A 24,258-nucleotide genomic window follows, 5' to 3' on the forward strand; every position below is an offset into this window, starting at 1 on the left:
CGTGTCGCAATGAGCCGCTCACGCGGTTGAGCGGATCCGGAACGGATCTCAGAGATGGATGGCTCCGCCATAAAGGAATGGGGCTTGGTTCCCAAGCGGTCGAACCGGTGAGTGAGGCCTGTCGGGCCTGTGTCCTGGCTTCGGGGTATCGCGCACCTCTGCGCCTCCTCGCGCTCTCGCAGGTTGCCACATGGCTTCCACAGCCGCGTCAAGACTTCCCTGCGGGCGACGCTTCGGGCGTCGGTCTTGACTCGCCAGTGCACCATGTGCCCTGTGGACTGCGCGCGAAGAGGCGCAGAAAGGAGGTGAGTGGATATGGAGTACACGATCATTCGGGTGTATCGGGTGCCGGCTGAGACACAGCAGCAAGCAACAGACCGATTTGTTGAGGCCCGTGAGCTTGGTGTCGAGCGGGACTATCACGTACGCGACGTGATCAAGGTTCCCTCGGGCCAGTTTGAGAGGCTGCCAAAGCGGTGTTCATGGTGGGAGTTGGTGAGGCGCCAGCTTCTTGGAAGGTGATGCCTCCCAGCTCCACTCGCCAGAAGGTGTGCTGCTTGGCTTTTTCCTTCCTCTTTGTCCGAATCCGTAGGCATTGTGAGCTACTTCACGTAAACTGGGATTACCCTCGCCGGTGAGCCTCTTTTGCGCAGCCGAGCATCCTCTGACTCTCTGTCGCCATCGCGATCCGATGGCGCCGTCTGGGGAGGATGATCCTCTATGAGACCCACCCTTTCAGAGATTCGATCATGGGCAGCAACCATTGATGTATGCCAGGCAGCTCATGCGCTTGGGATCTCACGATCACACCTCTACGAAATGATCAAGCGCGAACAGGTGCCCTTTCGGGTCGTGGCTTTCGGTACTCGGTACCGAGTGATCACGGCTTCGTTGATCCGCTATCTCGAAGCAGAGTAGGGAGGTACACAGAGTTGTCTGACCGGTTTGTTATCACCCCGGAGGTGGACACGCACTCTCGAAAGTGGTTCCAGGGGGGATCCAGTCTTAAGGCACGACAATGGCTGATCCCATCAAGAAGGTGGTATTGCGGGACGGCACGGTGCGGTATCGCTTCGTGACGGATGGCCCGAGGAAGGCCGACGGGAAGCGTCGGCAGGTTACTAAAACGTTTGACACCAAGAAAGAAGCGCGGGACGAGCTCGCCCGAATACGTCACCAGTCACGAACCGGCGAGTACGTTGCTCCGGCCAAGCTGACTGTGAACGAGCTCTTGGATATCTGGCTCAAGGCCTCGACACGGGACGTCGAGGAGGCGACCTCGAAAAACTACGACAACGCGGTGCGTCCAGTCCGAAACCATCTCGGGTACAAGCGGGTACAGCAGCTCACCGAGGGGGACGTCGAGGAGTTTGTCGATTGGCTTGTCACCAGTGGACGCCGGCGGGGCGGGAAGCCTGGCACGGGTTTGGGTGCCCGCTCAGTCCAGCTGACGCTTGGCCGCTTTCGATCGGCTCTGAATTTGGCTGTGCGCCGTGGCTGGGTTGTTCGCAATGTCGCGGAGCATGTTCGAGTATCCCGTGAGGCTCGCGCCAGGGCCGACCAGAATGCGCCGGAGCGTCGTCCCTGGGACGAGGCCGAGGTGAAGGCCTTCATCGAAGCGAGCAAGGATCACCGTTTGTTTGGTGTCATGCTGCTGACTCTTATTGCCGAGCGTCCCGCTGAGGTATGCGGAGCCCGATGGCGTGAGGACGTTGATCTGACGGGGGAGGGGACTATTGCTGTTGGCAATACCCGAACCATCGTCTACGACCGAAGCCAGGAGCGGGGTCTACGAAACAAGGTCGTTGAGAAGCAGCCCAAGACCGTCAACGGCAAGCGGGTCTTGCCGTTGCCCAAGCCTGTTTATAGCGCGCTCGTGGTCCTACATGCCCTTCAGGCGAAGGAGAAGGAGCAAGCTGGCGAGGCCTACGAGGATTCGGGCTATGTGGTTGTTGACGAGCTGGGCAGACCCTTCAAGACGGACAAGCTGCGGCGTGAGGCTCAGAAGCTGATGGAGGCAGCAGGTGTGCGCCGAGTCCGTCTCTACGACGCGCGCCACGCCTGCCTGTCTTGGATGGCCAACAACGGCGTCCCCGACACGGTCGTCTCTGCTTGGGCCGGACACAGCGACCTGTCCTTCACCAAGCGCGTGTACGTCCACCCTGACCCGCAGAGCCTTAAGGCAGGCTCGGAGAAGCTCGCCCAGCTTCTCGGCTAGGGTGCATCGTCTACGACCTCAGTACTTTGGTTGGCCGCCCGTGACCATTCCGAACGGCCAACCCCGACACCGCAGCAGCTTTCTAAGACGCCTTAGAAGGCGCTGTTGTTGCAGCCCATGGTCGAGCCGATGTGCTTGCTTTGCCCACCGGCGTTGCCCTCGCCGTTGAGCGCGTTACCCAGCAGGCCGTTGAGGATGCCGATCTGGCCAAGGATGTCGATGTTCAGGTCGTGCGACTTGCAGTTGGAGCTCTGCATGATCTTGTAGTGCCCCTCGCCCTTGTCGCCGTGACCGTCGAGGCCCTGGGCGGTGGCGGTGCCGGCGCTCAGGAGTCCGGCGCTTCCGAGGGCGACGACCAGGACGGCAGCCTTGCGAAGCTTGTGCATGTTCATCTCCGGTGGAGTGAGGTGGGTGCGATCTGGCGTAGATCGACTTCGTACGGCGACCGGAGATTAATACGAAAAGATCCAATATGTTCTAGTGGCACACCGGGGTTGGTGGTCAAGTTCGCCTTTACGGCGCACGCCATGTCTCTCTGTCCTGCATGGACGTCTGTTGTTCTAGCTGTGTTGGTTCACCAGTTGGGCGAACGAGGTCATGCATGGCCGACAGTGGGGGGTCGTTTCCGCTTGCATGGTGTTCGTGCCATCGTTGCGTTCGATGCGTTCGATGAGCACATGTCCGCACAGGGCCTCAGCGCTCTGTTTAGCCTTCATGTGCCACACCACGGCTATGCCGTGCTCGTCGAAAGCGAGATACATCTCGTACATCAGGGCCTCCCTGGACGGAAGTTCTCTCCGCTCAGGACACCGCATCAGCAGTGCTTGCACAGCGCAGCATGAGTCAATCGAGTGACAGCGGCGAAGTGTCACCGCCACCCTGGCATCTGTGAGAAATTGTGAGACGCGAGCTCCGGAAATGATCAAGGGCCTCGTCTCACCTAAGTGATCCAAGGCCCTGATCTGCGACTATGGAGCAGCGCTCCAGTCGGGACGACAGGATTTGAACCTGCGACCCCTTGACCCCCAGTCAAGTGCGCTACCAAGCTGCGCCACGTCCCGGTGCCTGTCGCGCGGCGAACCGCGTGATCACGCAAGCAGAACTTTACCCCACGCCGGGGACCGAGCCGAAGAGGGCGTCCGGTGGGGGGCGGGCAGCGCGATGGACAATCGGTGTATGGCCACCACACCGTCAGGACGGCAGACCGACGCACGGGACCGGGACAACGAGGGCCGGGCACGCAACGCGCGCCCCCGTGACGGTCTCGGGCGCCCTCTCCCTTACGGCGCGGACGGCGTCGCCCGCCAGCCCGAGGGCGTCGTACGCACCCCGGAGCAGAGCGTCGCCGAGGCACAGCTGCTGCTGGACGCGGGGAAACCGTTCCATGCGCACGAGGTCTTCGAGGACGCCTGGAAGACGGGCCCGCAGGAGGAGCGGGCCCTGTGGCGGGGGCTGGCCCAGCTCGCGGTGGGCCTCACCCACTCGGCTCGCGGGAACGTGACGGGCGGGGCCAGGTTGTTGCGTCGCGGGGCCGGGGCTGTGGAGGAATGGGCATCGGCTCACGGGCGGCAGCGGCCGTACGGGATGGATCTGGCCGGGCTGGTCGCGTGGGCGCGGGAGCTGGCGGGGGTCGTGGCGGAAGGCGAGGAGACCGTGGACGCGCGGGGGTGGGCGCCGACGTTGCGCGGACGGTCGTAGAGAGGGGCGGCAGTCCTCCGGCCACATGAACCGGGCACATCGCCGGGCTCTGTCCACCGCAGGCCGGTGCCCAGCGCACCGCCGCCGCAGGCCGCACCCCCGCTCTCGGGCCCCCACCACCGAAGACGCCGACTCGGTGTCCGCGTTGTCAGTGGCGTGCGGCAGACTCGGGGCGTGCGAAAGATTCAGGTCATCGGTATCGGTGCGGGCGACCCCGAGCAGCTGACGCTGCAGGCGGTCAGGGCGCTGCGCAGTACGGACGTGTTCTTCATCCTCGACAAGGGCGAGGTGAAGTCCGACCTCACGCAGCTGCGCCGGGACATGCTGGACGCGCACATACCGGAGGGGACGTATCGGGTCGTCGAGGCGCGGGATCCGGAGCGGAACCGGTCGGCGGGGGGCGCCGCGTACTCCCCGGCCGTCGGGGACTGGCGCAGTGCCCGCGCCGGGATCTACGAGCGGCTCATCGTCGAGGAGCTGGGCGAGGACGAGACCGGCGCGTTCCTGGTGTGGGGTGATCCCGCGCTGTACGACAGCACGCTCGGGATCCTGGAGGAGGTGCTGGACAAGGGCGGGGTGGAGTTCGAGTACGACGTCGTGCCCGGCATCAGCAGTGTCTCGGCTCTCGTCGCCCGGCATCGGACGGGACTCAACCGGGTCGCCCGGCCCGTGCAGATCACCACTGGCCGACGGCTGGCCGAGGGCTTCCCGGACGGCGTGGACGACGTGGTCGTGATGCTCGACGCCCACCAGGTCTTCCGGCGGTTCGCCGACCAGGACATCGACATCTACTGGGGCGCGTACATAGGCACCCCGGACGAGATCCTCGCCTCGGGCCCGATCGCCGAGGCCGCGCCCCGCATCGAGCGGCTGCGCGCCGAGGCCCGGGAGCGCAAGGGCTGGATCATGGACACGTATCTGCTGCGCCGGAATCCGAAGGAATCGCAGGAACCGAAGGAGCAGTAGGCACAGGGGGGCAGAGGGAGAAGTAGGGGCCGCCTCGGGGCGGGCATCCGCACGGCACCCGGGCGGACCGTCCCCGCATGCGCCCCGGCCCGGGTGCCTGGCTGGAGTCCCTGTACATGTTCGTGCTCGGCACCGGAAGATCATCGGCAGCCTGGGGCCGGACACCGCCCGCCGGATCATCGCGGAGTCCGACACCCGCCTCGATGTGGCCGGTGCCTGGGCGGTGATCCAGGTCGAGCTGCTGACGCGCCTGGTCGTCACAGCGTGAGGCCGAGCCGCTCCAGCACCCCCGCCACATCAGGCACCGCGTCCACGCCCTCCGGTAGTGGAGGGCGCCGTACGACGACGACCGGGAGAGCGAGTCGGCGGGCGGCGGTGAGTTTGGCCGATGTCGCCTCTCCGCCGCTGTCCTTCGTCACCAGGACGTCGATGCGGTGCTCCCGCAACAGTGCCGCCTCGTCGTCCGCCGTGAAGGGGCCGCGCGCCAGCAGGATTTCGGTGTGCGGGGGCATCGGCGGCTCGGGCGGTTCGACGGAGCGTACGAGGAAGTGCAGGTCCGTGAGGTGGGCGAAGGCCGCCAGGCCCAGGCGGCCGGTGGTCAGGAACACGCGGCGGGCGAGGTCCGGCAGCAGGGCCGCGGCCTCGTCGAGCGAGGCGACCTCGTGCCAACGGTCCTCGGGGCCGGCGCGCCAGCCGGGGCGCCGCAGGATCACCGCCGGCACGCCGGTCGCCGTAGCGGCTCGGACCGCGTTCGCCGTGATCGACTCGGCGAAGGGGTGGGTGGCGTCCACCAGGGTGTCGACGTGCTCGGCGCGCAGCCAGTCGGCCAGGCCCTCCGCTCCGCCGAAGCCCCCGATGCGCACGTCCCCCTCGACCGCGCCCGGCCGTGACACGCGCCCCGCGAGCGAGGTGGTGACGCGGACGCCGGGGCGCGTCGTGAGCGCGGCGGCGAGTTCGCGGGCCTCGGTGGTGCCGCCGAGGATCAGGATGTGGCGGGGGGACATGGGGGGAGCGTACGAGGTGCCGTCCGGGGGGCGGCAGCTCGGGTCCGCCGCCTGCTCCGACGTCTTTTCGGGCGAACACTATGAACACAACGGTCAGATCGTGGTCCCGCACCCCCTCGCTCCCTAGCATCGCGGCGCACGGCTCGACGACGCGCCGACGAGAACGAGGAGCAGCGTCTTGGACTGGACGAGAACGCACTCACTGATCCGCAGGTCTGTCCCCTCGGCCGCACGGCGGCGTACGTCGCTGTCCGCACTGCTGGCCGGTGCCCTCGCCGTCGGCATCCTCGTCGGCGCCTCCAACGCCCGGGGGGAGACGGCCGGACCCGAGCGCACCGCATGCCCCGCCGCTCTGGCCGGTGAGGCCGACTGCTACACCGGCCGCGACGCAAACGGCGCGTACTACGCGATCGCGGTGCCCGACGACTGGAACGGCTCCCTCGTCGTGCACGCCCACGGCGGCCCCGACCTCGGCGCGGACTCCGACCCCGCCCGCAGCGTCGATGATCTGGGCCGCTGGACGGTCATGGTGAAGGAGGGCTACGCCTGGGCGGGTTCGTCGTATCGCCGGGGCGGCTACGGGACGCGGATGGCCGCCGCCGACACCGAGAGCGTGCGCCGGCTGTTCGTCGAGGAGTTCGGCACGCCGCGGCGGACGTATGTGCACGGCCAGTCGTGGGGCGGGAACGTCGCCGCGAAGGTCGTGGAGACCTACGGCGGGCGGCAGGGGGCGTACGACGGGGCGCTGCTCACCAACGGCGTCCTCGCCGGTGGCTCGCGCGGCTATGACTACCGCGTCGACCTGCGCGTCGTCTACCAGTACTACTGCCGCAACCACCCCCGCCCGACCGAGCCGCAGTACCCCCTGTGGCAGGGGTTGCGCGCCGACTCGGCCATGACGACCGCCGGGCTGCGCGCCCGGTTGCAGGAGTGCACCGGGTACGCGTCGGCGCCCGAGGAGCGGACCGCGCTCCAGCAGCGCAATCTCGACGACATCCTGGCGGTCACGAAGGTTCCGGCGCGCACGCTGGAGGCGCATCTGCGGTGGGCGACCTTCACGTTCCGGGACATCGTGCACCACCGTCTCGGCGGCCGGAATCCGTTCGGCAACCAGGGCGTTCGGTATTCCGGATCGCATGACGACAAGGCACTCAACGCCGGCGTCGAGCGGTTCGCCGCGGACCCGACGGCCGTACGCGATCTGTCCTACGACAGCGATCTCACGGGCGAGGTCTCGATCCCGGTGCTCACCCTGCGCGCGATCGACGATCCGACGGCGTTCGTGGAGCACGAGGCGGCGTTCCGGGACACCCTGCGCGGTGCCGGCCGGGACGAGCATCTGGTGCAGACGTTCACGCGGGAGCGCGAGCACAGTGTGCTGAGCGATGCCGAGTCCGCCGCCTCCATGGCGGCCTTGGAGACATGGGTGCGGACGGGTGAGAGGCCGACGGTCCGGTCCGTCGCGGCCTCGTGCGCGGCGTTCGACCGTACGTACGGCACCGGTTGCTTCTACGATCCGGAGTACCGCCCTTCGCCGTACGCCTCGCGCGTCGAGCCCCGCCCGGGTGGGCTGCGGTGGCCCGCGATGACGGCGGCTCAGGAGCGGGCCTGGAGCAGGATCGAGGGTGTCGGGATCGCTCCTTGAGCGGCGCGCGGCCGGCGATGACTATCGTCGTCGCATGGGATCCGTACGTGCCGTCCTCATGGACATCGACGGGGTTCTCACCGTCTCGTGGCAGCCGCTGCCCGGTGCGGTCGAGGCGTTGCGGGAGATCCGCGAGGCCGGGCTCGGTGTGGCGCTGGTCACGAACACGACCTCGCGGACACGGGCGTCGATCGCCCGGACGCTGGCGGACGCGGGGTTCCCGGTGTCCGCGGAGGACATCCTGACCGCGCCCGCCGTCACCGCCGCGTATCTCGCCGAGCACTGTCCGGGGGCACGGTGTGCGCTGCTGAACAGCGGGGACATCGCGGAGGATCTGGGTGGGATCAGCGTCGTCGGCGAGGACGAGGGCGACGATTCCGCGCCGGACGTGGTGGTCGTCGGGGGCGCCGGACCGGAGTTCGGCTACACGGCGCTCAACCGGGCCTTCGGGTTCGTGCAGCGCGGGGCGCGGTTGGTGGCCATGCACCGGAATCTGTACTGGCGTACGGAGGAGGGGTTGCAGCTGGACACCGGCGCGTTCCTGGTCGGCCTGGAGAAGGCCGCACGGGTCGAGGCGGAGATCACGGGCAAGCCGTCGGCCGCGTTCTTCGAGGCGGCGCTGGCGCATGTGGGGGTCGGTGCGCGGGAGGCGGTGATGGTGGGCGACGACATCGAGTCCGATGTGCTCGCGGCACAGCGGGCCGGTGTCACGGGCGTGCTGGTCAAGACCGGCAAGTACCTGCCGGAGACCCACCGGGACGCGAGCGGTACGCCCGACCATGTGATCGGCTCCGTCGCCGACCTGCCCGCCCTGCTGGCGGAACTGCGGGAGTCAGCGCAGTAGTAGCTGGAGGCCTCCCACGACCGTCGCCGCGATGACCAGTTGCTCGAACAGCCGCTGGTTGATCCGGTTCACCGCCCATTTGCCGAGCAGCGCGCCGGGCACCACGAACACCACGAGCGCCGCGTCGAGCAGCAGCGAAGGGCCGTCGATCAGGCCGAGTCCGGCGCTGAAGGGCACCTTGGAGACGTTGACGATCAGGAAGAAGAAGGCGGACGTCCCGAGGAAGCCGAGCTTTCGGAAGCCGGCCGACAGCAGGTACATCGACATCACCGGGCCGCCCGCGTTGGCGACCATGGTGGTGAAGCCGCCCAGGACGCCGTACGAGCGGGCCTTGACCCGGCCGGCCCGCGTGGTGACCGAGTCGGGTTCCTCCTCGTTCTCGGCCGTACGGCGGCGCCACACCGTCACGCCGGCCATCAGCAGCAGGATCGCGCCGATCGACGTACGGACGATCCCGTCGTCCGCCCACACCAGGAACAGCGTGCCGAAGACGACGCCGGCCGCGACCGCGGGGAACAGCCGCCACAGCGTGGGCCAGTGGGCGTGCCGTCGGTAGGTGAGGACGGCGAGGACGTCCCCGGCGATCAGGATCGGCAGCAGGACGCCGGTGGAGGCGCGGGCGGGAAGCACGGCGGCGAAGATCGCGAGGCTGACCGTGTTGGCCCCGCTCACGGCCGTCTTCGAGAAGCCGACGAGCAGGGCGGCGAGGGCGAGCGCCGCGAATTCCCCACCGGTGATGTGCCAAAGAGCCATGGTGTCCATACGGGACACAGATGCTATGCGCACCTAACCGATGCCCGTAAGGAGCGTCTCGCCAGTTGGGAGATTGCTAGTGCCTCTCCACCAGCACCGCACTCCCCTGCCCCACTCCCACACACATGGTCGCCAGCCCCCGCGCCGCTCCCGTCCGCCGCATCCGGTGCAGCAGCGTCGTGAGGATGCGGGCGCCCGAGCAGCCCAGCGGGTGTCCCAGCGCGATCGCGCCTCCGCTGGGGTTGACCAGCTCGGGATCGATGCCGAGCTCGTCCACGCAGGCGAGTGCCTGCGCCGCGAACGCCTCGTTGAACTCGGCTTCCTGGATGTCGCCGATCGTCCAGTCGGCGCGGGCCAGGGCCTTGCGGGTGGCGGGGACGGGGCCGATGCCCATCACGTCGGGGTGGACGCCGGCCGAGGCGCCGGCGACATAGCGGCCGAGGGACTCCAGGCCCAGTTCGTTGAGGGCCTCCTCGCTGACCAGGAGCAGGCCGGCGGCGCCGTCGTTCATCGGTGAGGCGTTGCCCGCCGTGACGGTGCCGCCCTGCCGGAAGACCGGCTTCAGCCGGGAGAGCTTCTCGTACGACGTGTCCTCGCGGATGCACTCGTCGCTGTCGACCAGGACCCCGTCCGGGCGCTGCACAGGTAGCAGTTCGTCGTCGAAGTGGCCGTTCTTGCGGGCCTCGGCGGCCCGTTGGTGGCTGCGCAGCGCGAACTCGTCCTGCCGCTCGCGCGGGACGCCGTACCGCTCGGCGACCTCCTCGGCCGTCTCGCCCATGGCCAGCAGGCCGTGCAGGTCCTTCATCGCCGGGTTGACCAGGCGCCAGCCGAGGCGGGTGTCGACGGTCTCGATGCGGTGGGGCAGCGCCTCGTCGGGGCGGGGCAGGACGAAGGGGGCGCGGCTCATGGACTCGGAGCCGCCGGCGAGCACGATGTCGGCCTCGCCCGCCGCGATGGTGCGGGCAGCGGTCGTCACCGCCTCGAGGCCGGACGCGCACAGCCGGTTGACGGTGGCGCCGGGCACCGTCTCCGGCAGGCCGGCCAGCAGGGCGGCCATGCGGGCGACGTTGCGGTTGTCCTCGCCGGCCTGGTTGGCGGCGCCCCAGTAGACGTCGTCGACACGCGCCGGGTCGAGTGCGGGGACATCCGCGACGAGACCCCGGATCACGGTCGCGGCGAGATCGTCGGGCCGTACCGACGACAGCGCTCCGCGCAGCTTGCCGATGGGGGTGCGGCGGGCGGCCGCGAAGTGGACGGGACGCACGACAGGTCTCCTGACCGGGCAGTATGAATCGACACGCATTTAATTAGCACCGCTAGTTTTGGACTATAGACCGACCCGCCGCACCCTGGGAAGATCCCTGGCACCTTCACCGACGCAGCCGAGGGGGACGAGGAGACATGGCCGACGACTGCGAGCATGTCATTGCCGGAAGCCGGGGATCGATCGTCGTACGCGCATGGCCGAATCCTCGGCCCCGCTACGTCGCGCTCGTGGTCCACGGCTACGGGGAGCACGCCGGCCGGTACACCGAGGTGGCGGACGTTCTCGTCGAGCACGGTGCGGCCGTGTTCGGGCCCGATCACGTCGGTCACGGGAGGTCGGCGGGTGAGCGTGTGGTGATCGAGGACTTCGAGGACGTGGTCGCCGATGTGCATGCCGTCGCCCGCCTGGCCCGGGCCGCGTATCCGGGCCTGCCCGTCGTCCTGATCGGGCACTCCATGGGTGGCCTGATCGCGGCCCGCTACGCACAGCTCAACGGTGACGGGCTCGCCGCCCTGGTGCTGTCCGGGCCCGTGATCGGCGACTGGGCCCTGCCCCGGCGGCTGCTCACCCTCGACGAGATCCCCGACACTCCGATCAGCCCGGCGGCGCTCTCCCGTGACCCCGGTGTGGGCGCGGCGTACGCGGCGGATCCGCTCGTCTGGCACGGCCCGATGAAGCGGCCGACGGTGGAGGCGTTCGCCCGGATGCTGGACACGGTGTCCGAGGGCGGCGACATCGGGCGCCTGCCCCTGCTGTGGCTGCACGGTGACGGGGACCGGCTGGTCCCGCTGACCGGCAGCCGCGTCGGTGTCGAGGCGCTGCGCGGGGACGAGCTGACGGAGCGCGTCTACCCCGGGGCCCGGCACGAGGTGTTCCGCGAGACGAACAAGGCGGATGTGTTCAGGGACCTGACCCACTTCCTGGACAGCGTGTTCGCACACTGAGACACCGCGCGTTTTGCACCGGTTCGCCTTGGGCACCCGCGCCCGCATGGAGGGGTTGCAGCGCCTGGAGTGACGACGGCGCGCGCCGCTTCCGTACCGGCCATGACCAAGCCACAAGGAGGAGCTCGGTATGACTGTCGTCAAGAGCACGCTTCCCGAACCGGCTCGCCGGGTCGCCGGGGAGGCCCTGCAGAGCACTCTCGTCGATCTTCTCGGACTCTCGCTGATCGGGAAGCAGGCGCACTGGAACATCGTGGGACCGCGGTTCCGCTCGATCCATCTGCAGCTCGACGAGGTGGTGTCGGTGGCCCGCGCGTACTCCGACACGGTCGCCGAACGCTCCGCGGCGCTCGGCCTGCCGCCCGACGGCCGGCCGGAGACCATCGCCGCGGCCTACACGCTGCCCGGCCCCAAGGAGGGCTGGCTGCGTGACACGGAGGTCGTCCAGCTGGTCGTGGATGCCATGGCGGCGGCCATAGAGCGGCTGCGCGAACGTATCGACACGACCGCCGAGGCGGACCCGGTGACGCAGGACCTGCTGATCGGCATCACGAGCGAGCTGGAGAAGCAGCGCTGGATGTTCGACGCCGAGAACTGGCCGCGCGACGACTGACGCCGTCCGTACTTCCGTACTGAGAGAAGGGCACCCCCATGACCGACGTCCTCGAACTCGACGCGCTGTGGGACGACTTCCATCGCGTGGTGAACATGACCTCGGCGGAGCTGGCGGCATGGTTGCGCGTCCGGTACGCCGGCGAGGAGACCGAACCGCTGCCGGAGCAGCCGGGCTCACCCACCGGACAGCACGTCCTGTCCATCCTGCAGAAGCGGCGGATGGACCTGACCGACGACGACCTCCGCGTGATGCGGAAGGTCGTGGACACGGTCACCTCACAGGTCGACATGGAGAACGAGCCCGAGGCCGAGGACACGGACCTCCGGCACCGGCTGATGACCATCGGACACGATCCGCTCAAGGCATCGCCATGACCGACAACAAGCGCCTGCTGCGGGAGCTCGTCGACGCACACGGAGAGACCTTCGCCGAGGAGGCGGGCATCCCGCTGAAGGACACCCCGCAGTCGCTGTACCGGCTGCTGGTGCTGGCGCTCCTGCTCAGTGCCCGGATCCGGGGCTCGATCGCGCTCGACACCGCCCGTGAACTGTACGAGGCGGGGCTGCGCGATCCGCGCCGGATGGCCGACGCCGACTGGCAGGAGCGAGTGGACGCGCTGGGCCGGGGCGGCTACCGGCGCTACGACGAGCGCACCGCCACCCAACTCGGCGACGGTGCGGAGCTGTTGACCGAGCGGTGGGGCGGCGATCTGCGGCGGCTGCGCAAGGAGGCGGACGGTGACGTCACCGAACTGCGCCGTCTGCTCCAGGAGTTCCCCGGCATGGGCCCGGCCGGCGCCGACATCTTCCTGCGCGAGGCCCAGCGGGTCTGGCCGGAAGTGGCGCCCTACCTGGACGACAAGGCCCTCTCGGGCGCCCAGCGGCTCGGCCTGCCCAAGGACCCGGACCGGCTGGCCGACCTCGCCGGGAACACCGAACCGGCCGTGCTCGCCGCCGCGTTGGTGCGGGCGGCCGTCGACAAGGAGGTGGCCGAAGACAGTCTCCGCCGTGCCGCATGATCGTGAAAGACTGCTCGGACCCGCTGTCGTCGAGCACAGGAGGCCTGCGTGACCGGGACCGAGCCGGCCGTATCGCGTATCGACACGAGCAGGCCGCATCCGGCCCGGGTGTACGACTGGCTCCTGGGCGGCAAGGACAACTACCCCGTCGACGAGGAGCTCGGACGGCAGATCACCGCGATGCAGGGGGACGCTCCACGGCATGCGCGGGCCAACCGCCGCTTCATGGAGCGGGCCACGCGGGCGGTCGTACGGGAGACGGGGATCCGCCAGTTCCTCGATATCGGTTCCGGCATCCCGACCGAACCCAACCTGCACCAGATCGCCCAGTCCGTCGTCCCCGACGCGCGGGTGGTGTACGTCGACAACGACCCGATCGTGCTCGCACACGCCGAGGCCCTGCTGCGCGGCACCCCGGAGGGTGTGACCGCATATGTGCAGGCCGACGCGCGCGAACCGGAACGGATCCTGGAACAGGCCGCCTCCGTCCTCGACTTCGACCGGCCCCTCGCCCTGTCACTGATCGCGCTCCTGCACTTCATCCCGGACGACGACGGCGCCCATCAGCTCGTGGACACGCTGGTCGACGCGCTGGCGCCGGGCAGCTGTCTGGTGCTGTCGGCGATGACGGCGGACTTCGACCCGGAGAACGTCCGTCGGGGTATCGCGGCCTACACCGCGAGCGGGGTGACGCTCGTGGCCCGTTCGCGCGCCGAGATGGGCCGCTTGTTCAAGGGACTCGAGCTGCTGGAACCGGGCATCGTCTCCCTGTCCGACTGGCGGCCGGCCGCGGACGAGAACGAGACGAGGGAAGAACCCGTGTCCGAGACGAGGAAAGAACCCGTGTCGCTGTACGGCGCGGTCGGCCGCAAGCGCTGATCCCGCAGCCCGCCAGCCCACTCAGCCGAGCAACCACCCTCCGTCCACGGCCAGTTCGACCGCGTTGACCGACCCGTTGCGCAGCAGGAACTCCACCGCGTCGACCACGTCGGCCATGGCGGCCAGCCGCCCGGTCGGGGTCTCGGTGCGCAGGGCGGCGAGCACCCGCTCCGGCTTGGCCTGCCAGTAGGGGCTGTCCCCGACGACGCCCGGGTGCACGGCGTTCACCCGGATCGGTGCGAGTTCGACGGCGAGGGTGTTCACCAGGCCGCCCACACCCGCGTTGACCGTCGCCACCGTCGTCGCGCCCGGGTAGGGCCGTTCCTTGGCCTGCCCGCCGAACAGCACGATCGCGCTGTCATCGTGAAGCCGGTTCCGCAGGGCATGCACGACCTCGGTGTAGCCGACGAGTTTGAGGGTGACGAGCCGCAGGGCGGCGTCGATGTCGTATTCGGTGACCTTGTTGTCGTCGCGCGAGACTCCCGCGATCACCAGGTGGTCGAGGCGTCCGACGCCGGCCAGCGCGGCACCGATCTCCTGCGGCCGGGCCAGGTCGAGGGCGAGCCCACGGGCGCCGATCCCCTGGGCGACGATGTCGGCGCGGTGGGCGTCACGGCTGGTCAGGACGGTCTCGTCGCCACGCCCGGCTCGCATCCGGGCGAACTCCAGCCCGATGCCCGACGTACCGCCCACGACGAGGACGCTGCTCATGACTCCAGGGCCTCCCTCAGATACTCCCAGTCTCGTGTGAACCGGTAGGAGTGGCGCGGTGGCGGCTGCGGCGCCTGTGTCTCCAGCCAACGCAGCGGTCCCCGACCGGCGTTGGCGAACCCGTGCACACAACCGGCGCCCGCCCAGGCGCAGTCGCCGGGGCCGAGCCGGTACCGCTCGCCGTCGAACACCGCGTCCGCCTCCCCTTCGAGGAACAGGTACGTCTCCTCGAAGGGGTGGTCGTGCGAGCCGGCGACGCCGTCGGGCGCGTACTGCACCATGAACATCGTCGAGGCGACCGCGCCGAGATCGCTGTCGACCATCGTCTTCACAGTGATGCCGCTGTACACGAGCAGCGCGGTCCGCATGCTCGCCGACACCGCGAGCAGGTCCTGCGACTGCTTGCCGGGGTCCATCTGCACGGGTGCGAAGTGGCCGAAGGACCGGGTGCGCGGATCGCGGACGTCGATGCGGACGGGGTCGCGCTCGGGTAGCGCGGGCACCGCCTGGGTGTCGTACCCGTAGCGTGCCCGCGGCACCGGGGCGAGCATGTCGGCCCAGCGGCCGGCGAGGTCTCCGGCGCCGCGCCAGGCGTGCGGGACGCCGGTCGGGAGGAGGCCGTAGTCGCCCTCTTCGAGCAGGTACGCCCCTTCGGTCACATCGAGGATCACAGCGCCGTAGAGCACATGGAAGCTCTCCTCGTACGAGTGCACATGGGCCGGGACCCGGCCATCGGGCCGTATCCCGCACAGGCCGAAGCCGGTGTGCACGCTGCCGTCGTCCTCACCGACCAACGTCCGCCGCCGGTAACCGAGTTCGTCGTACGGCGGCTCCGGGGAATCGGCGGACCGGCGCACCAGGTGTCGGGTCATGCCGCGCTCTTCGCCTCCTTCGCCGTGAGCAGCCGGTCGCGGGACTCCTGGACCAGGCGCCGGGCCCGGTCGGGGTCGGCCACGAGCCGGCCGTCGCGTTTGCGGATCACACCGTCGACGATGACCGTGTCGACGTTGGAGACGTCGGCCGACAGGGTCACCGCGGCGGCCGCGTCGTGCACCGGGGCGACGTTCAGCGCGGTTGCGTCGATCGCGACGACGTCGGCGCGCTTGCCGGGGGTCAGGGAGCCGGTGCGGTCCTCGACGCCCGCGACGTGAGCGCCGTTCACCGTGGCGATCTCCAGCATCTGACGTGCCGTCAACATCGTGTCCGGCACAGGCATGTTGGCTTTCCAGCAGTCGGCGTTGACCCGGGCGCGTTCGGCGCCGAAGGCCGCGCGGATCTGGGTGAACATGTCGCCGGGCACGGTGGTGACGACGTCGATGCTGAGCGACGGCCGCAGTCCGTACTCGATGGCCTTCATCACGGGCGGCCAGCCGTGTCCCATCTGCACCTCGACCTGCGGCGCGATCGACACCGTGCCGCCACTGTCGGCGACCATCCGCCACTCGTCCTCGTGGAGGTAGCAGCAGTGGATGTAGGTGGTGTCGGGTCCGAGGAGTCCCAGGTCGTTCAGCTGCTTGACCATGCCGAAGCGGCCGGCGAGCCGCCCCATGGCCACGTGCACGGTGATCGGGATGCCCAGCTCGCGGGCGAGGGCCCATTCGGAGGTGACGACCTCGTTGGTGCAGAAGCCGGGGCCACGGGTGGCGAGCGCCATGGTGAGCAGGCCGTCGTCGGAGGCGAAGTACTGGGCGCGGATTCGCCGTACGTCGTCCCCGGGGACGGCGATCTTGCTCTCGAACCAGTAGTCGGCGAGCGAGGTGTTGGCGCTGCCGTACGCGTACTGGGCGCGGATGCCGGTCTCCGTGAGCGCCTGGATCGCGGCGTCCGGGTGCTCGGGCGTGTTGTTGATGTGGGACCAGTCGACGAGGGTCGTGATGCCGGCGTTCAGGCACTCCAGCGAGCCCGCGAGGTTGCCGGCGTACACGTCCTCGGGGGTGTAGAGGGGTGCGAAGGTGTCGAGGATGTCGACGAAGTAGTCGTCCAGGGTGGCGTCCGGGGCGACGCCCCGGATGGGCGCCTCCCAGGTGTGGCGGTGGGTGTCCACGAAGCCGGGGATCACGATCCTGCCGGTCATGTCGAGCACTTCGGCGTCGGCGCTGATCTCCCGGTCCACCGCGGCGATCGTCCCGTCCTCGATGAGGACGTCGCCGTGGGGCAGGTCCCCGATGGCGGGGTCCATCGACAGCACGTGACCGGCGCGCAGGAGTATCCGATGGGTCATCGTTCTTCCTCCCATGGGGTGTTCAGTACGCGGCGAGGTCCCGCACGGCCGCCACGACCTTCTCGACGGTGGGGATGACCTCCTCTTCGAGTGCGTCGGCGAACGGCAGGGGCACGCACTCCCCCGTCACCCGCCTGACCGGCGCGTCCAACAACCCGAACCCCTCGTCGGCGACGACCGAGACGAGCGTGCCGCCCCAGCCGCCCTGGTACGGGTTCTCCTCGACGGTGACGAGCCGCGAGGTCCTGCCGAGCGAGGCGAGCACGGTGCTCATGTCCAGCGGCACGAGACAGCGCAGGTCGACGACGTCCGCCTCGACGCCCTCGCCGGACAGCAGCTCGGCGGCCTGCAGCGCGAGCGGCACCATCGAGGCGAGGGCGACGAGCGTGACGTCGGCGCCCTCGCGGACGACGGCGGCGCGGCCCAGTTCGACGACGTGGTCCGGCGGCGGGGGCATGCCCTTGGTGGCGAGCAGCGCCTTGTGCTCGAAGAAGACGACCGGGTCGTCGCTGCGGATCGCCGCCGCCATCATGCCGATCACGTCGGCGGGCGTCGCCGGTGCCGCGATCTTCAGACCGGGGATCGTGAACGCCCAGTTCTCGGTGGCCTGGGAGTGCTGCGCGCCGAAGCCGAGCCCGCCGCCGTTGGCGGTGCGCACGACCAGCGGGACGGTGACCTGACCGCCCGTCATGTACCGCACCTTCGGGATCTCGTTGGCGAGGTAGTCCCAGCAACAGGCCAGGAAGTCGGAGAACATGATCTCTGCGACCGGCCGCATCCCGGTCATCGCGGCGCCCATGGCGGCCCCCACTATGGCCTGCTCGGATATGGGCGTGTCCCACACCCGCTCGGACCCGAACTCCGCTCGCAGCCCGACGGTCGTCTTGAAGACCCCGCCCGCCTCGCCGATGTCCTCCCCCAGGCATACGACCGTGGGATCGCGCCGCATCTCCCGAGCGATTCCCTCGGCGACCGCCTCCCGGTAGCTGATCACGTCCGCCACCCCGCACCTCCGTCCGCCCATACGTCGGACAACGCCTCACGCGGATCGGGCGGCGGGGCGGCCTTCGCGACCTCGACCGCCTCCCGTACGACGGCACTCGCGCGCTCGTCGGCCGCGGTGATCGTCTCGGGTGCCACCCCCAGCTCGACGAGCCGACCGCGCGCCAGGTCCAACGGGTCGTGCTTCAGCCAGCGTTCGACCTCCTCGGCGGGACGGTAGGTGGCCGGGTCGGCGCGGCTGTGCCCGAAGTGCCGGTAGGTCTCCGCCTCCAGCAGTGCGGGCCCGCCTCCTGCCCGGGCCCGCCCCGCGAGCCGGGCCACCACTTCCTGCACGGCGACGACGTCGTTGCCGTCCACCACCTCACCCGGGATGCCATATCCGGGTGCCCGGTCGGCCGCGGGCCGGGGCACGGCCGTGACGTCGGCGATCGGGGTGTACTCCATGTAGAGGTTGTTCTCGCAGACGAACAGCACGGGCAGCTTCCATACGGCGGCCAGGTTGAGGGCCTCGTGGAAGGCGCCGATGTTGGTGGCGCCGTCACCGAAGAAGGCGACCGCGATCTGCTCGGTGCCGCGCAGCCGTGCCGACCAGGCGGCGCCGGCCGCCATCGGGAGGTGGGCGCCGACGATGGCGTACGAACCGAGCATGCCGGTGGCTGCCTTGGTGAGGTGCATGGAGCCGCCCTTGGCCTTGCACAGTCCGGTGGCCCGGCTCATCAGCTCGGCGAGGCACTCCTGGGGGGTCGCTCCACGCGCCAGCGCGTGGTGGTGGCCCCGGTAGGTGGCGAAGACGTAGTCGTCGGGGCGCAGGGCGGCGCTCGCGCCGACGGCGATCGCCTCCTGTCCGGCGGCGAGGTGGGTGGTGCCCTTGACGAGGCCTTGCAGGAACAGGTCGTGGGCCGCCTTTTCCGTACGGCGGATGACGGCCATCTGCTCGTAGGCGGCGAGGAGTTCGGCCGGTTCCATCAGCGCGTCCCGTTGCCGTGCGGGGTGTTGAGGTGGGACTGCGACTCGCGGCGGGTGTTGAGCTCGCCGCCCACGGTCCAGTACTTGCGGCCCGCGACCAGCAGTTCCTCGGCCGGGAACTTGGTGATGACCTCGCAGCCGTCTGCGGTGACGACCAGTTCCTCCTCGATGCGGGCGGCGGACCAGCCGTCGGCAGCGGGCCAGTAGGTCTCCAAGGCAAAGACCATGCCCTCTTCGAGGACCTCGGGGTGGTCGAGGGAGACCAGCCGGCTGAAGATCGGCTTCTCCCAGATCGACAGGCCGACGCCGTGCCCGTACTGGAGGGCGAAGGCGGCGGTCTCGTCGGCGAAGCCGAACTCCTCCGCACGGGGCCAGACTTGGACGATGTCAGCGGTGGTGGCCCCGGGGCGGACGAGGGCGATGGCCTGGTCCATGTACTCGCGGCAGCGGACATACGCGTCACGCTGGGCGCGGGAGGCGCTGCCGACGGCGAAGGTGCGGTAGTAGCAGGTGCGGTAGCCGAGGTGGCTGTGCAGGATGTCGAAGAAGGCGGGGTCGCCGGGACGGATGAGGCGGTCGCTGTAGACGTGCGGGTGAGGTGAACAGCGCTCGCCGGAGATCGCGTTGACCCCCTCGACGTACTCGCTGCCGAGGTCGTACAGCACCTTGCTGACCACTCCGACGCACTCGTTCTCGCGCACGCCGGGCCGCAGGTAGCCGTACAGCTCCTCGTACGCCGCGTCGACCATGGCGCAGGCCTGGGTGAGCAGGGCGATCTCGTCGCCGGTCTTGATGCGGCGGGCCTCCAGGAAGACCTGCTGTCCGTCGACGACCTCGATGCCTTCGGCGCGCAGGGCGGTGAGGATCGGCATTTCGGCTACGTCGATGCCGAGCGGTTCGCCGGCGAGACCGTGCTCGCGCAGTTCGGCGGCGACCTTCGCGGCGACGTCCTGGGCGATTCCCGCCTCCGGGTGGAAGGCGCCGCGGAGTGTGGAGATGCCGGCGCGGACGCCGGTGGGCGGGCCACCCTCCTTGCCGTCGCTGTAGTCGAGCCACGGGTTGTAGAGCTGGTGGTGGCGGGCGGCGGAGCCGAAGTCCCAGACGATCGGTTCGCCGCCACGCACCAGCAGGGCGAAGCGGATCAGCTTGTCCATCGCCCAGGTGCCTATGTGCGTGGCCGTCATGTAGCGGATGTTGGCGAAGTCGAAACCGAGCACCGCGCCCAGCTCGGAGCGGCTCAGGGTCTCGTTGAGTCGGGCCAGCCGCTGCCCTCGCAGCCGGCCCAGGTCGACGCGCTCTTCCCAGTCGACGGCGTTGGGTCCGAATGTGCGGATCGCCATGGCGACCACCCCCACCTCGGAGTGAACGACCGCATGTGACGAGTGTCAAGTGTCACTGAACACGAACCAGACGCCCACGGCCGGTACCTCACCATCATTGCGGTAGCGGTGCGGGGTCGTCGACTCGAAGCAGACCGCGTCGCCGGGACGCATCGTGTACTCGTCGAAACCGAGGGTGAGGACCAGCTCCCCCGAGGTCAGACAGCCGTACTCGGTGCCGGCGTGGCGCATGAGACCGCCGGAGCCGGAGGAGGCGCCGCCGGGCCGGTAGGTCACCTGCAGGAAGTCGACATCGGTGCCGGGAACATGACCGAGACGCTCCCACACGACACCCGAGTCCAGCTCCAGCACCTCCCGCTCGTCCGGCGTGACCAGCGGTCCGATACGGCGGCCGGGGGCTGCGGCGAAGGCGGCCAGGGCGTGCAGGACGGTGCCGGGGGCTGCCGCCGCCACCGGGGACGCGGCAGCGGTCTCGCCTGCCTCGAAGAGCGATTCGACAGAGATGCCCAGGGCCGTCGTGATGGCGTAGAGGGTGCTGACCGACGGCTGGCTCTTGCCGTTCTCGATCTGCGAGATGAGGCTCGCCGAGACGCCGATCTCCCGGGCGAGCGCCCGCAGGCTCGTCCCGTGGGCGAGGCGCGCCTGCCGGATGCGGGTGCCTACCGGCGGAACAGCGGCGGGGGGCATGGGCGGCGGTCCCTTTCGGCAGCGGGGGCTTGTTCGCTCCCATTGAACAGGGAGGAGCGCATGAGTGGTATGGATGCCGAGAAACGTGCACGGTGATCCAGGAGGAATCCCTCGAGGCGCAAGGCTTGTGGGCGGCTACTGGTTGTTGGTGGCTGGTCGCGCAGTTCCCCGCGCCCCTACGGCGTTGCAGCCCTCCGCACTGGAAAAACCGCCCGCACTTCCCAGCCCGCCCCGCCCCGCGGCCCCGCATGCAGTTCGCCGCCCAGCGCCGTCACCCGCTCCTTCAGACCGACGAGCCCGAAGCCGCCGCCGTGCGCGGCCGCCGGAAGCTGTGTCCCGCCCCGCCCGTCGTCCGCGACCGACACCTCCAGGCGCCCGGCGTAGTCCCGCAGGCGGACCTCGATGTGCGCGGCGTCGGCCGCGTGACGCCGGATGTTGGTCAACGCCTCCTGCACGACCCGGAAGGCCGCGGCCTGCACCTCGTGCGGGAGGTCGTCGGACACGGCCGGGTCGCGGCGCAGGGTGACCTGTTGGACCGGGCTCGCGAACCCGTCCGTCAGCTCGGCGATGGCCGCCAGGTCACCGACCGGGCGGCGGTCGGTCGCCTCGTCGCCGCTGTCGCGCAGCACACCGACCGTGCGGCGCATCGAGGCGAGGGCTTCGGTGGCGGCGCGTTCGATGCCGGCCAGGACAGGGTCGAGTTCCTGCGGCTGGCTCTGCGCCATCATGCGGGCCATCTGTGTCTGCACGAGGATCCCGGTGACATGGTGGGCGACGAAGTCGTGCAGATCGGCGGCGATGGCCACACGTTCGCCGCGCCGGGTCTCGCTGACGGCGAGCGTCCGCCGGTAGTCCATCGTGCGCAGGTATACGGCGAGCCCGGCGAAGAGACCGACCAGGACCAGGCCGGCCATCATGAAGCCCAGCACACCGGCGTCCAACGGCCCGGAATACCGAACCGGCAACAGCAGCAGCGCACCCACGTCGAGGGCGCCGCATCCCCAGGCCCAGCGCGGCGGGCAGTGCCGTACCGCGACGAACAGCAGACACAGCAGGATCAGGACCTCGCCGGGACCGAAGGTGTTCGCCTTGAGGGTCAGCAGCGTGCCCGCCGAGTAGAGAATCGAGGCGAGTGCGGGCACGGCGGTGCGCACCTGCGGCGTGAGCCACTCGGGCCGCCGCCCGGCCGGCCACAGCACGCCGGCCAGCCCCACCGCCAGCACGGCCGACGTCGGCCAGACGGGGTTCGCCATCGGCAGGACGCTCGTCCCGTCGGCTCCCGCCGTGAGGACGTCGACGACACAGGCCGCGAGCAGGACACCGACGGCGAAGCCCCGGGCGCAGCCGCGGGGGGAAACGGACTTCATGCCGATCACGGTAGGTGAGGCCGTGCCCGGCGGGATCGGCCGAACGGCCGAGGGGCCCGCCGCCGACGCCGACCTCATGGCCGAGGCGCGCGCCCGGGCGCGCGGGCGAGGGTGGATCCGCATCCTCACCACGGGCCGCATCCTCACCACGGGCCGCATCTCACCACGGGCCGCATCCTCACCACGGGCTTACGGAACCCACGGACTTACGGACCCACGGACATCAGGCGTACGCGATGCAGCGCAGCAAGTTGCCGGGCACGTCGCCCTGCCACCGGTGCTGGAGGGCATGCCACCCAGCGAGGCCACCGCCCGCGCCCGCCATCCTTGGCGCACTGCCGAACCGCAGGGGACTCCACCAGGCCTGCTCGGGGCCGCCCCACCCGTCAACCCCGTAAGGCATGATCGACCCATGACCGCCCCGACCTCGCCCGGCGCGCCCATCCGCGTCCTCATCGCCGACGACCAGGAGATGGTCCGCACCGGCTTCCGCTTCTTCCTCGACGCCCAGCCCGACATCACCGTGGTGGCCGAGGCCGCCGACGGCGAGGAGGCGGTGGCGCTGGCCCGGCGGGAGCGGCCGGACGTGTGTCTGCTGGACATCCGGATGCCGAAGCTGGACGGCCTGGAGGCGACCCGGCTGCTGGCGGGTCCCCAGGTGGCGGACCCGATGCGGGTGGTCGTGGTGACGACCTTCGACCTCGACGAATACGTGTACGGGGCGCTGCGCGGCGGCGCGTGCGGGTTCCTGCTGAAGGACTCGGGGCCCACCCTCCTCGCGGAGGCGGTCCGCGCCGCCGCGGCCGGCGACTCGCTGGTCTCGCCGTCGGTCACGGTCCGCCTGCTCAAGCACGTAACGGCCCCGCAGACCCTCTCCGCCGGCCCTGTCCCGGCGAAGCCCGCCCCGCCCTCGGAGCCCCTCACCGACCGCGAGCTCGACGTCGTCCGCCTGGTCGCCCTCGGCCGTACGAACGCCGAGATCGCCGCCGAGCTGTACGTCTCCCTGTCCACGGTCAAGACGCACCTGTCCAGCGTGCAGCTCAAACTGTCCGCCCGGAACCGTGTCGAGATCGCCGCCTGGGCCTGGCAGCACGGGTACGGGCAGCCCGGCACATGACCCGTCGCCCCGCCCGGCCGTGCTCACCCGAACGGGCCGGTGCCGCTGGTGGGCCGAGAGGGCCAGTGGTGCCCTGAGGACACCTGTCCCGTGTCTCAGGAGGCCCCGCGATGAGCCGTCGTCCTTCCCGCCCCGTCCGTGTCGTCTCCGCTGCCCTGGCGGCAGGCGCGCTGCTGACCACCGCGGCCTGCTCGGACGACGACGCCGGAAGCGGTTCACGGACCTCGGAGGTCTCCGCGTCCCCCCTCGCCCGGAAGCAGCCGACCTACTCTCCCAGCCCCACTCTCAGCGAGGACGGCGCACAGACCGCGCTGATCACCGAGGCGGACATCGAGGACGACTGGACGCAGGTCAAGGACACCACGGCCGAGAACTGGCACGACAGCCTGCTCATCGGCACCGTCGACATCTCGGACTTCCTCACCGCCAAGGCCGACGCGGCCGACTGTCAGCGGCTCCTCAACTCCCTCTTCGACGACGACCTGCTGGGCAGACCGTCGGGCGCGTCCGCGCTGCGCGGCTTCGAGGCGGGCGACTCGCGCCTGCTGTACCAGGTCGCCGCCTATGACCGGACCGACCCGCAGGACTCCCTGGACTGGATGGCGACCCTGCCTCAGAAGTGTGATCAGTTCACCGCGAACGACAACGGCGAGCAGCGCACCGTTCAGGTCGTCGAAACCTCGCTGCCCGACGTGGGCGACGCCCGTGAGGGCCTGCTGGTGACGGTGAAGGGCACGGTCGACGACACGCCCGCCACGCTCACCCTGAACGTGGCAGCCGTACGCGTCGGTGCCGACGCGATCACCGTCACGGCGGGCGGCCTCGACGGGGGCGAGGACGACTCCGTCAAGGAGGCCCTGGAGAACGGCACCCAGCGCCTCAAGGACGTTCGGGCCGGCAAGACGCCCGCGGCGAGCCCCAGCTAGATCGAGTGACACCTCCGGCAGTTCTCCCCGCCGCACGCCAACAGCCGTACCGGCCACCGGCTCTGCCGA

The 24,258-nt window shown here is 69.8% G+C and carries 27 protein-coding genes and 1 tRNA gene; 14 read left to right on the forward strand and 14 right to left on the reverse strand.

Features of this window, described 5'->3' with window-relative positions:
- Window positions 1-315 precede the first annotated feature (315 nt).
- The 3 genes from ACTMVF_RS15930 (at window position 316) to ACTMVF_RS15940 (ending at window position 2,218) form a co-directional block, all read left to right on the forward strand.
- Window positions 316-522 (forward strand): hypothetical protein, encoded by a 207-nt coding sequence (locus ACTMVF_RS15930; RefSeq protein WP_441271674.1) that lies wholly within the window; start codon window positions 316-318, stop codon window positions 520-522.
- Between the two features lie 198 nt (window positions 523-720).
- The gene (locus tag ACTMVF_RS15935) at window positions 721-918 is read left to right on the forward strand and encodes a helix-turn-helix domain-containing protein (protein ID WP_441271675.1); all 198 of its coding nucleotides are present in this window, start codon (window positions 721-723) and stop codon (window positions 916-918) included.
- Between the two features lie 100 nt (window positions 919-1,018).
- Complete coding sequence (locus ACTMVF_RS15940) at window positions 1,019-2,218, forward strand: tyrosine-type recombinase/integrase (RefSeq protein ID WP_441271676.1); 1,200 nt, start codon at window positions 1,019-1,021, stop codon at window positions 2,216-2,218.
- Between the two features lie 92 nt (window positions 2,219-2,310).
- On the opposite strand, the gene ACTMVF_RS15945 is transcribed toward ACTMVF_RS15940, so the two are convergent.
- The 3 genes from ACTMVF_RS15945 to ACTMVF_RS15955 all read right to left on the reverse strand — a co-directional run bounded on the left by ACTMVF_RS15945 (window position 2,311) and on the right by ACTMVF_RS15955 (window position 3,279).
- The gene (locus tag ACTMVF_RS15945; RefSeq protein WP_441271677.1) at window positions 2,311-2,604 is read right to left on the reverse strand and encodes a hypothetical protein; all 294 of its coding nucleotides are present in this window, start codon (window positions 2,602-2,604) and stop codon (window positions 2,311-2,313) included.
- A 174-nt stretch (window positions 2,605-2,778) separates the two neighbouring features.
- Complete coding sequence (locus tag ACTMVF_RS15950) at window positions 2,779-2,988, reverse strand: hypothetical protein (protein WP_441271678.1); 210 nt, start codon at window positions 2,986-2,988, stop codon at window positions 2,779-2,781.
- A gap of 217 nt (window positions 2,989-3,205) precedes the next feature.
- Window positions 3,206-3,279 (reverse strand) — tRNA-Pro (locus ACTMVF_RS15955).
- A gap of 115 nt (window positions 3,280-3,394) precedes the next feature.
- Here ACTMVF_RS15955 and ACTMVF_RS15960 point away from each other — a divergent pair.
- Both ACTMVF_RS15960 and cobF read left to right on the forward strand, forming a co-directional pair.
- On the forward strand, window positions 3,395-3,916 hold the full coding sequence (locus ACTMVF_RS15960) for a DUF309 domain-containing protein (RefSeq protein WP_441271679.1): 522 nt from the start codon (window positions 3,395-3,397) through the stop codon (window positions 3,914-3,916).
- A 174-nt stretch (window positions 3,917-4,090) separates the two neighbouring features.
- On the forward strand, window positions 4,091-4,882 hold the full coding sequence (gene cobF, locus ACTMVF_RS15965) for a precorrin-6A synthase (deacetylating) (RefSeq protein WP_441271680.1): 792 nt from the start codon (window positions 4,091-4,093) through the stop codon (window positions 4,880-4,882).
- A gap of 257 nt (window positions 4,883-5,139) precedes the next feature.
- On the opposite strand, the gene ACTMVF_RS15970 is transcribed toward cobF, so the two are convergent.
- Window positions 5,140-5,886 (reverse strand): cobalt-precorrin-6A reductase, encoded by a 747-nt coding sequence (locus tag ACTMVF_RS15970; protein ID WP_441271681.1) that lies wholly within the window; start codon window positions 5,884-5,886, stop codon window positions 5,140-5,142.
- Window positions 5,887-6,169: 283 nt separating this feature from the next.
- Between ACTMVF_RS15970 and ACTMVF_RS15975 the strand changes: the two genes are divergently transcribed.
- Window positions 6,170-7,531: a hypothetical protein gene (locus ACTMVF_RS15975; protein ID WP_441271773.1), complete on the forward strand. Its 1,362-nt coding sequence runs from the start codon at window positions 6,170-6,172 to the stop codon at window positions 7,529-7,531.
- Between the two features lie 34 nt (window positions 7,532-7,565).
- Window positions 7,566-8,375, forward strand: a complete 810-nt coding sequence (locus ACTMVF_RS15980) for an HAD-IIA family hydrolase (RefSeq protein WP_441271682.1) — start codon at window positions 7,566-7,568, stop codon at window positions 8,373-8,375.
- Here the strand turns inward: ACTMVF_RS15980 and ACTMVF_RS15985 are convergent.
- Window positions 8,364-9,137: a sulfite exporter TauE/SafE family protein gene (locus ACTMVF_RS15985; RefSeq protein WP_441271683.1), complete on the reverse strand. Its 774-nt coding sequence runs from the start codon at window positions 9,135-9,137 to the stop codon at window positions 8,364-8,366. The genes ACTMVF_RS15980 and ACTMVF_RS15985 overlap by 12 nt on opposite strands.
- 67 nt (window positions 9,138-9,204) lie before the next feature.
- Window positions 9,205-10,392, reverse strand: coding sequence for a thiolase family protein (locus tag ACTMVF_RS15990; RefSeq protein WP_441271684.1), 1,188 nt, complete (start codon window positions 10,390-10,392; stop codon window positions 9,205-9,207).
- Window positions 10,393-10,529: 137 nt separating this feature from the next.
- Here ACTMVF_RS15990 and ACTMVF_RS15995 point away from each other — a divergent pair, with 137 nt between their 5' ends.
- From ACTMVF_RS15995 to ACTMVF_RS16015, 5 genes are all read left to right on the forward strand, one after another.
- Window positions 10,530-11,339 carry a lysophospholipase gene (locus ACTMVF_RS15995; protein ID WP_441271685.1) on the forward strand — a complete coding sequence of 270 codons (810 nt, stop codon included), beginning with the start codon at window positions 10,530-10,532 and terminating at the stop codon, window positions 11,337-11,339.
- Between the two features lie 130 nt (window positions 11,340-11,469).
- Window positions 11,470-11,952 (forward strand): Dps family protein, encoded by a 483-nt coding sequence (locus ACTMVF_RS16000; RefSeq protein WP_441271686.1) that lies wholly within the window; start codon window positions 11,470-11,472, stop codon window positions 11,950-11,952.
- Between the two features lie 38 nt (window positions 11,953-11,990).
- On the forward strand, window positions 11,991-12,329 hold the full coding sequence (locus ACTMVF_RS16005; protein WP_441271687.1) for a DUF3140 domain-containing protein: 339 nt from the start codon (window positions 11,991-11,993) through the stop codon (window positions 12,327-12,329).
- On the forward strand, window positions 12,326-12,973 hold the full coding sequence (locus ACTMVF_RS16010; RefSeq protein WP_441271688.1) for an endonuclease: 648 nt from the start codon (window positions 12,326-12,328) through the stop codon (window positions 12,971-12,973). Before ACTMVF_RS16005 ends, ACTMVF_RS16010 begins: the two co-directional genes overlap by 4 nt.
- Window positions 12,974-13,021: 48 nt before the next feature.
- Window positions 13,022-13,852, forward strand: coding sequence for an SAM-dependent methyltransferase (locus tag ACTMVF_RS16015; protein WP_441271689.1), 831 nt, complete (start codon window positions 13,022-13,024; stop codon window positions 13,850-13,852).
- Window positions 13,853-13,873: 21 nt separating this feature from the next.
- On the opposite strand, the gene ACTMVF_RS16020 is transcribed toward ACTMVF_RS16015, so the two are convergent.
- From ACTMVF_RS16020 to ACTMVF_RS16055, 8 genes are all read right to left on the reverse strand, one after another.
- Window positions 13,874-14,563: an SDR family oxidoreductase gene (locus ACTMVF_RS16020; RefSeq protein ID WP_441271690.1), complete on the reverse strand. Its 690-nt coding sequence runs from the start codon at window positions 14,561-14,563 to the stop codon at window positions 13,874-13,876.
- A complete protein-coding gene (locus ACTMVF_RS16025) occupies window positions 14,560-15,435 on the reverse strand; it encodes a cupin domain-containing protein (protein ID WP_441271691.1) in 876 nt (291 codons plus the stop codon). Before ACTMVF_RS16025 ends, ACTMVF_RS16020 begins: the two co-directional genes overlap by 4 nt.
- Complete coding sequence (locus tag ACTMVF_RS16030; protein ID WP_441271692.1) at window positions 15,432-16,784, reverse strand: amidohydrolase family protein; 1,353 nt, start codon at window positions 16,782-16,784, stop codon at window positions 15,432-15,434. The genes ACTMVF_RS16025 and ACTMVF_RS16030 overlap by 4 nt, the downstream gene beginning before the upstream one ends.
- A 22-nt stretch (window positions 16,785-16,806) precedes the next feature.
- Entirely contained in the window at window positions 16,807-17,787 is a 981-nt protein-coding gene (locus ACTMVF_RS16035; RefSeq protein ID WP_441271693.1) for an alpha-ketoacid dehydrogenase subunit beta, read from the reverse strand.
- Complete coding sequence (locus ACTMVF_RS16040) at window positions 17,775-18,752, reverse strand: thiamine pyrophosphate-dependent dehydrogenase E1 component subunit alpha (protein WP_441271694.1); 978 nt, start codon at window positions 18,750-18,752, stop codon at window positions 17,775-17,777. Before ACTMVF_RS16040 ends, ACTMVF_RS16035 begins: the two co-directional genes overlap by 13 nt.
- Window positions 18,752-20,092 carry a M24 family metallopeptidase gene (locus tag ACTMVF_RS16045; RefSeq protein ID WP_441271695.1) on the reverse strand — a complete coding sequence of 447 codons (1,341 nt, stop codon included), beginning with the start codon at window positions 20,090-20,092 and terminating at the stop codon, window positions 18,752-18,754. Before ACTMVF_RS16045 ends, ACTMVF_RS16040 begins: the two co-directional genes overlap by 1 nt.
- A 45-nt stretch (window positions 20,093-20,137) precedes the next feature.
- Entirely contained in the window at window positions 20,138-20,779 is a 642-nt protein-coding gene (locus tag ACTMVF_RS16050; RefSeq protein WP_441271696.1) for a helix-turn-helix domain-containing protein, read from the reverse strand.
- Window positions 20,780-20,955: 176 nt separating this feature from the next.
- Window positions 20,956-22,146 carry a sensor histidine kinase gene (locus ACTMVF_RS16055; RefSeq protein ID WP_441271697.1) on the reverse strand — a complete coding sequence of 397 codons (1,191 nt, stop codon included), beginning with the start codon at window positions 22,144-22,146 and terminating at the stop codon, window positions 20,956-20,958.
- 412 nt (window positions 22,147-22,558) lie between these two features.
- Here ACTMVF_RS16055 and ACTMVF_RS16060 point away from each other — a divergent pair, with 412 nt between their 5' ends.
- Together ACTMVF_RS16060 and ACTMVF_RS16065 are read left to right on the forward strand one after the other, a co-directional pair.
- Window positions 22,559-23,263, forward strand: coding sequence for a response regulator (locus ACTMVF_RS16060; RefSeq protein WP_441271698.1), 705 nt, complete (start codon window positions 22,559-22,561; stop codon window positions 23,261-23,263).
- 110 nt (window positions 23,264-23,373) lie between these two features.
- A complete protein-coding gene (locus tag ACTMVF_RS16065; protein WP_441271699.1) occupies window positions 23,374-24,189 on the forward strand; it encodes a hypothetical protein in 816 nt (271 codons plus the stop codon).
- Window positions 24,190-24,258: the final 69 nt, after the last annotated feature.

It is taken from the genome of Streptomyces sp. SD31 (assembly GCF_052068475.1).
Taxonomy (GTDB): Bacteria; Actinomycetota; Actinomycetes; order Streptomycetales; family Streptomycetaceae; genus Streptomyces.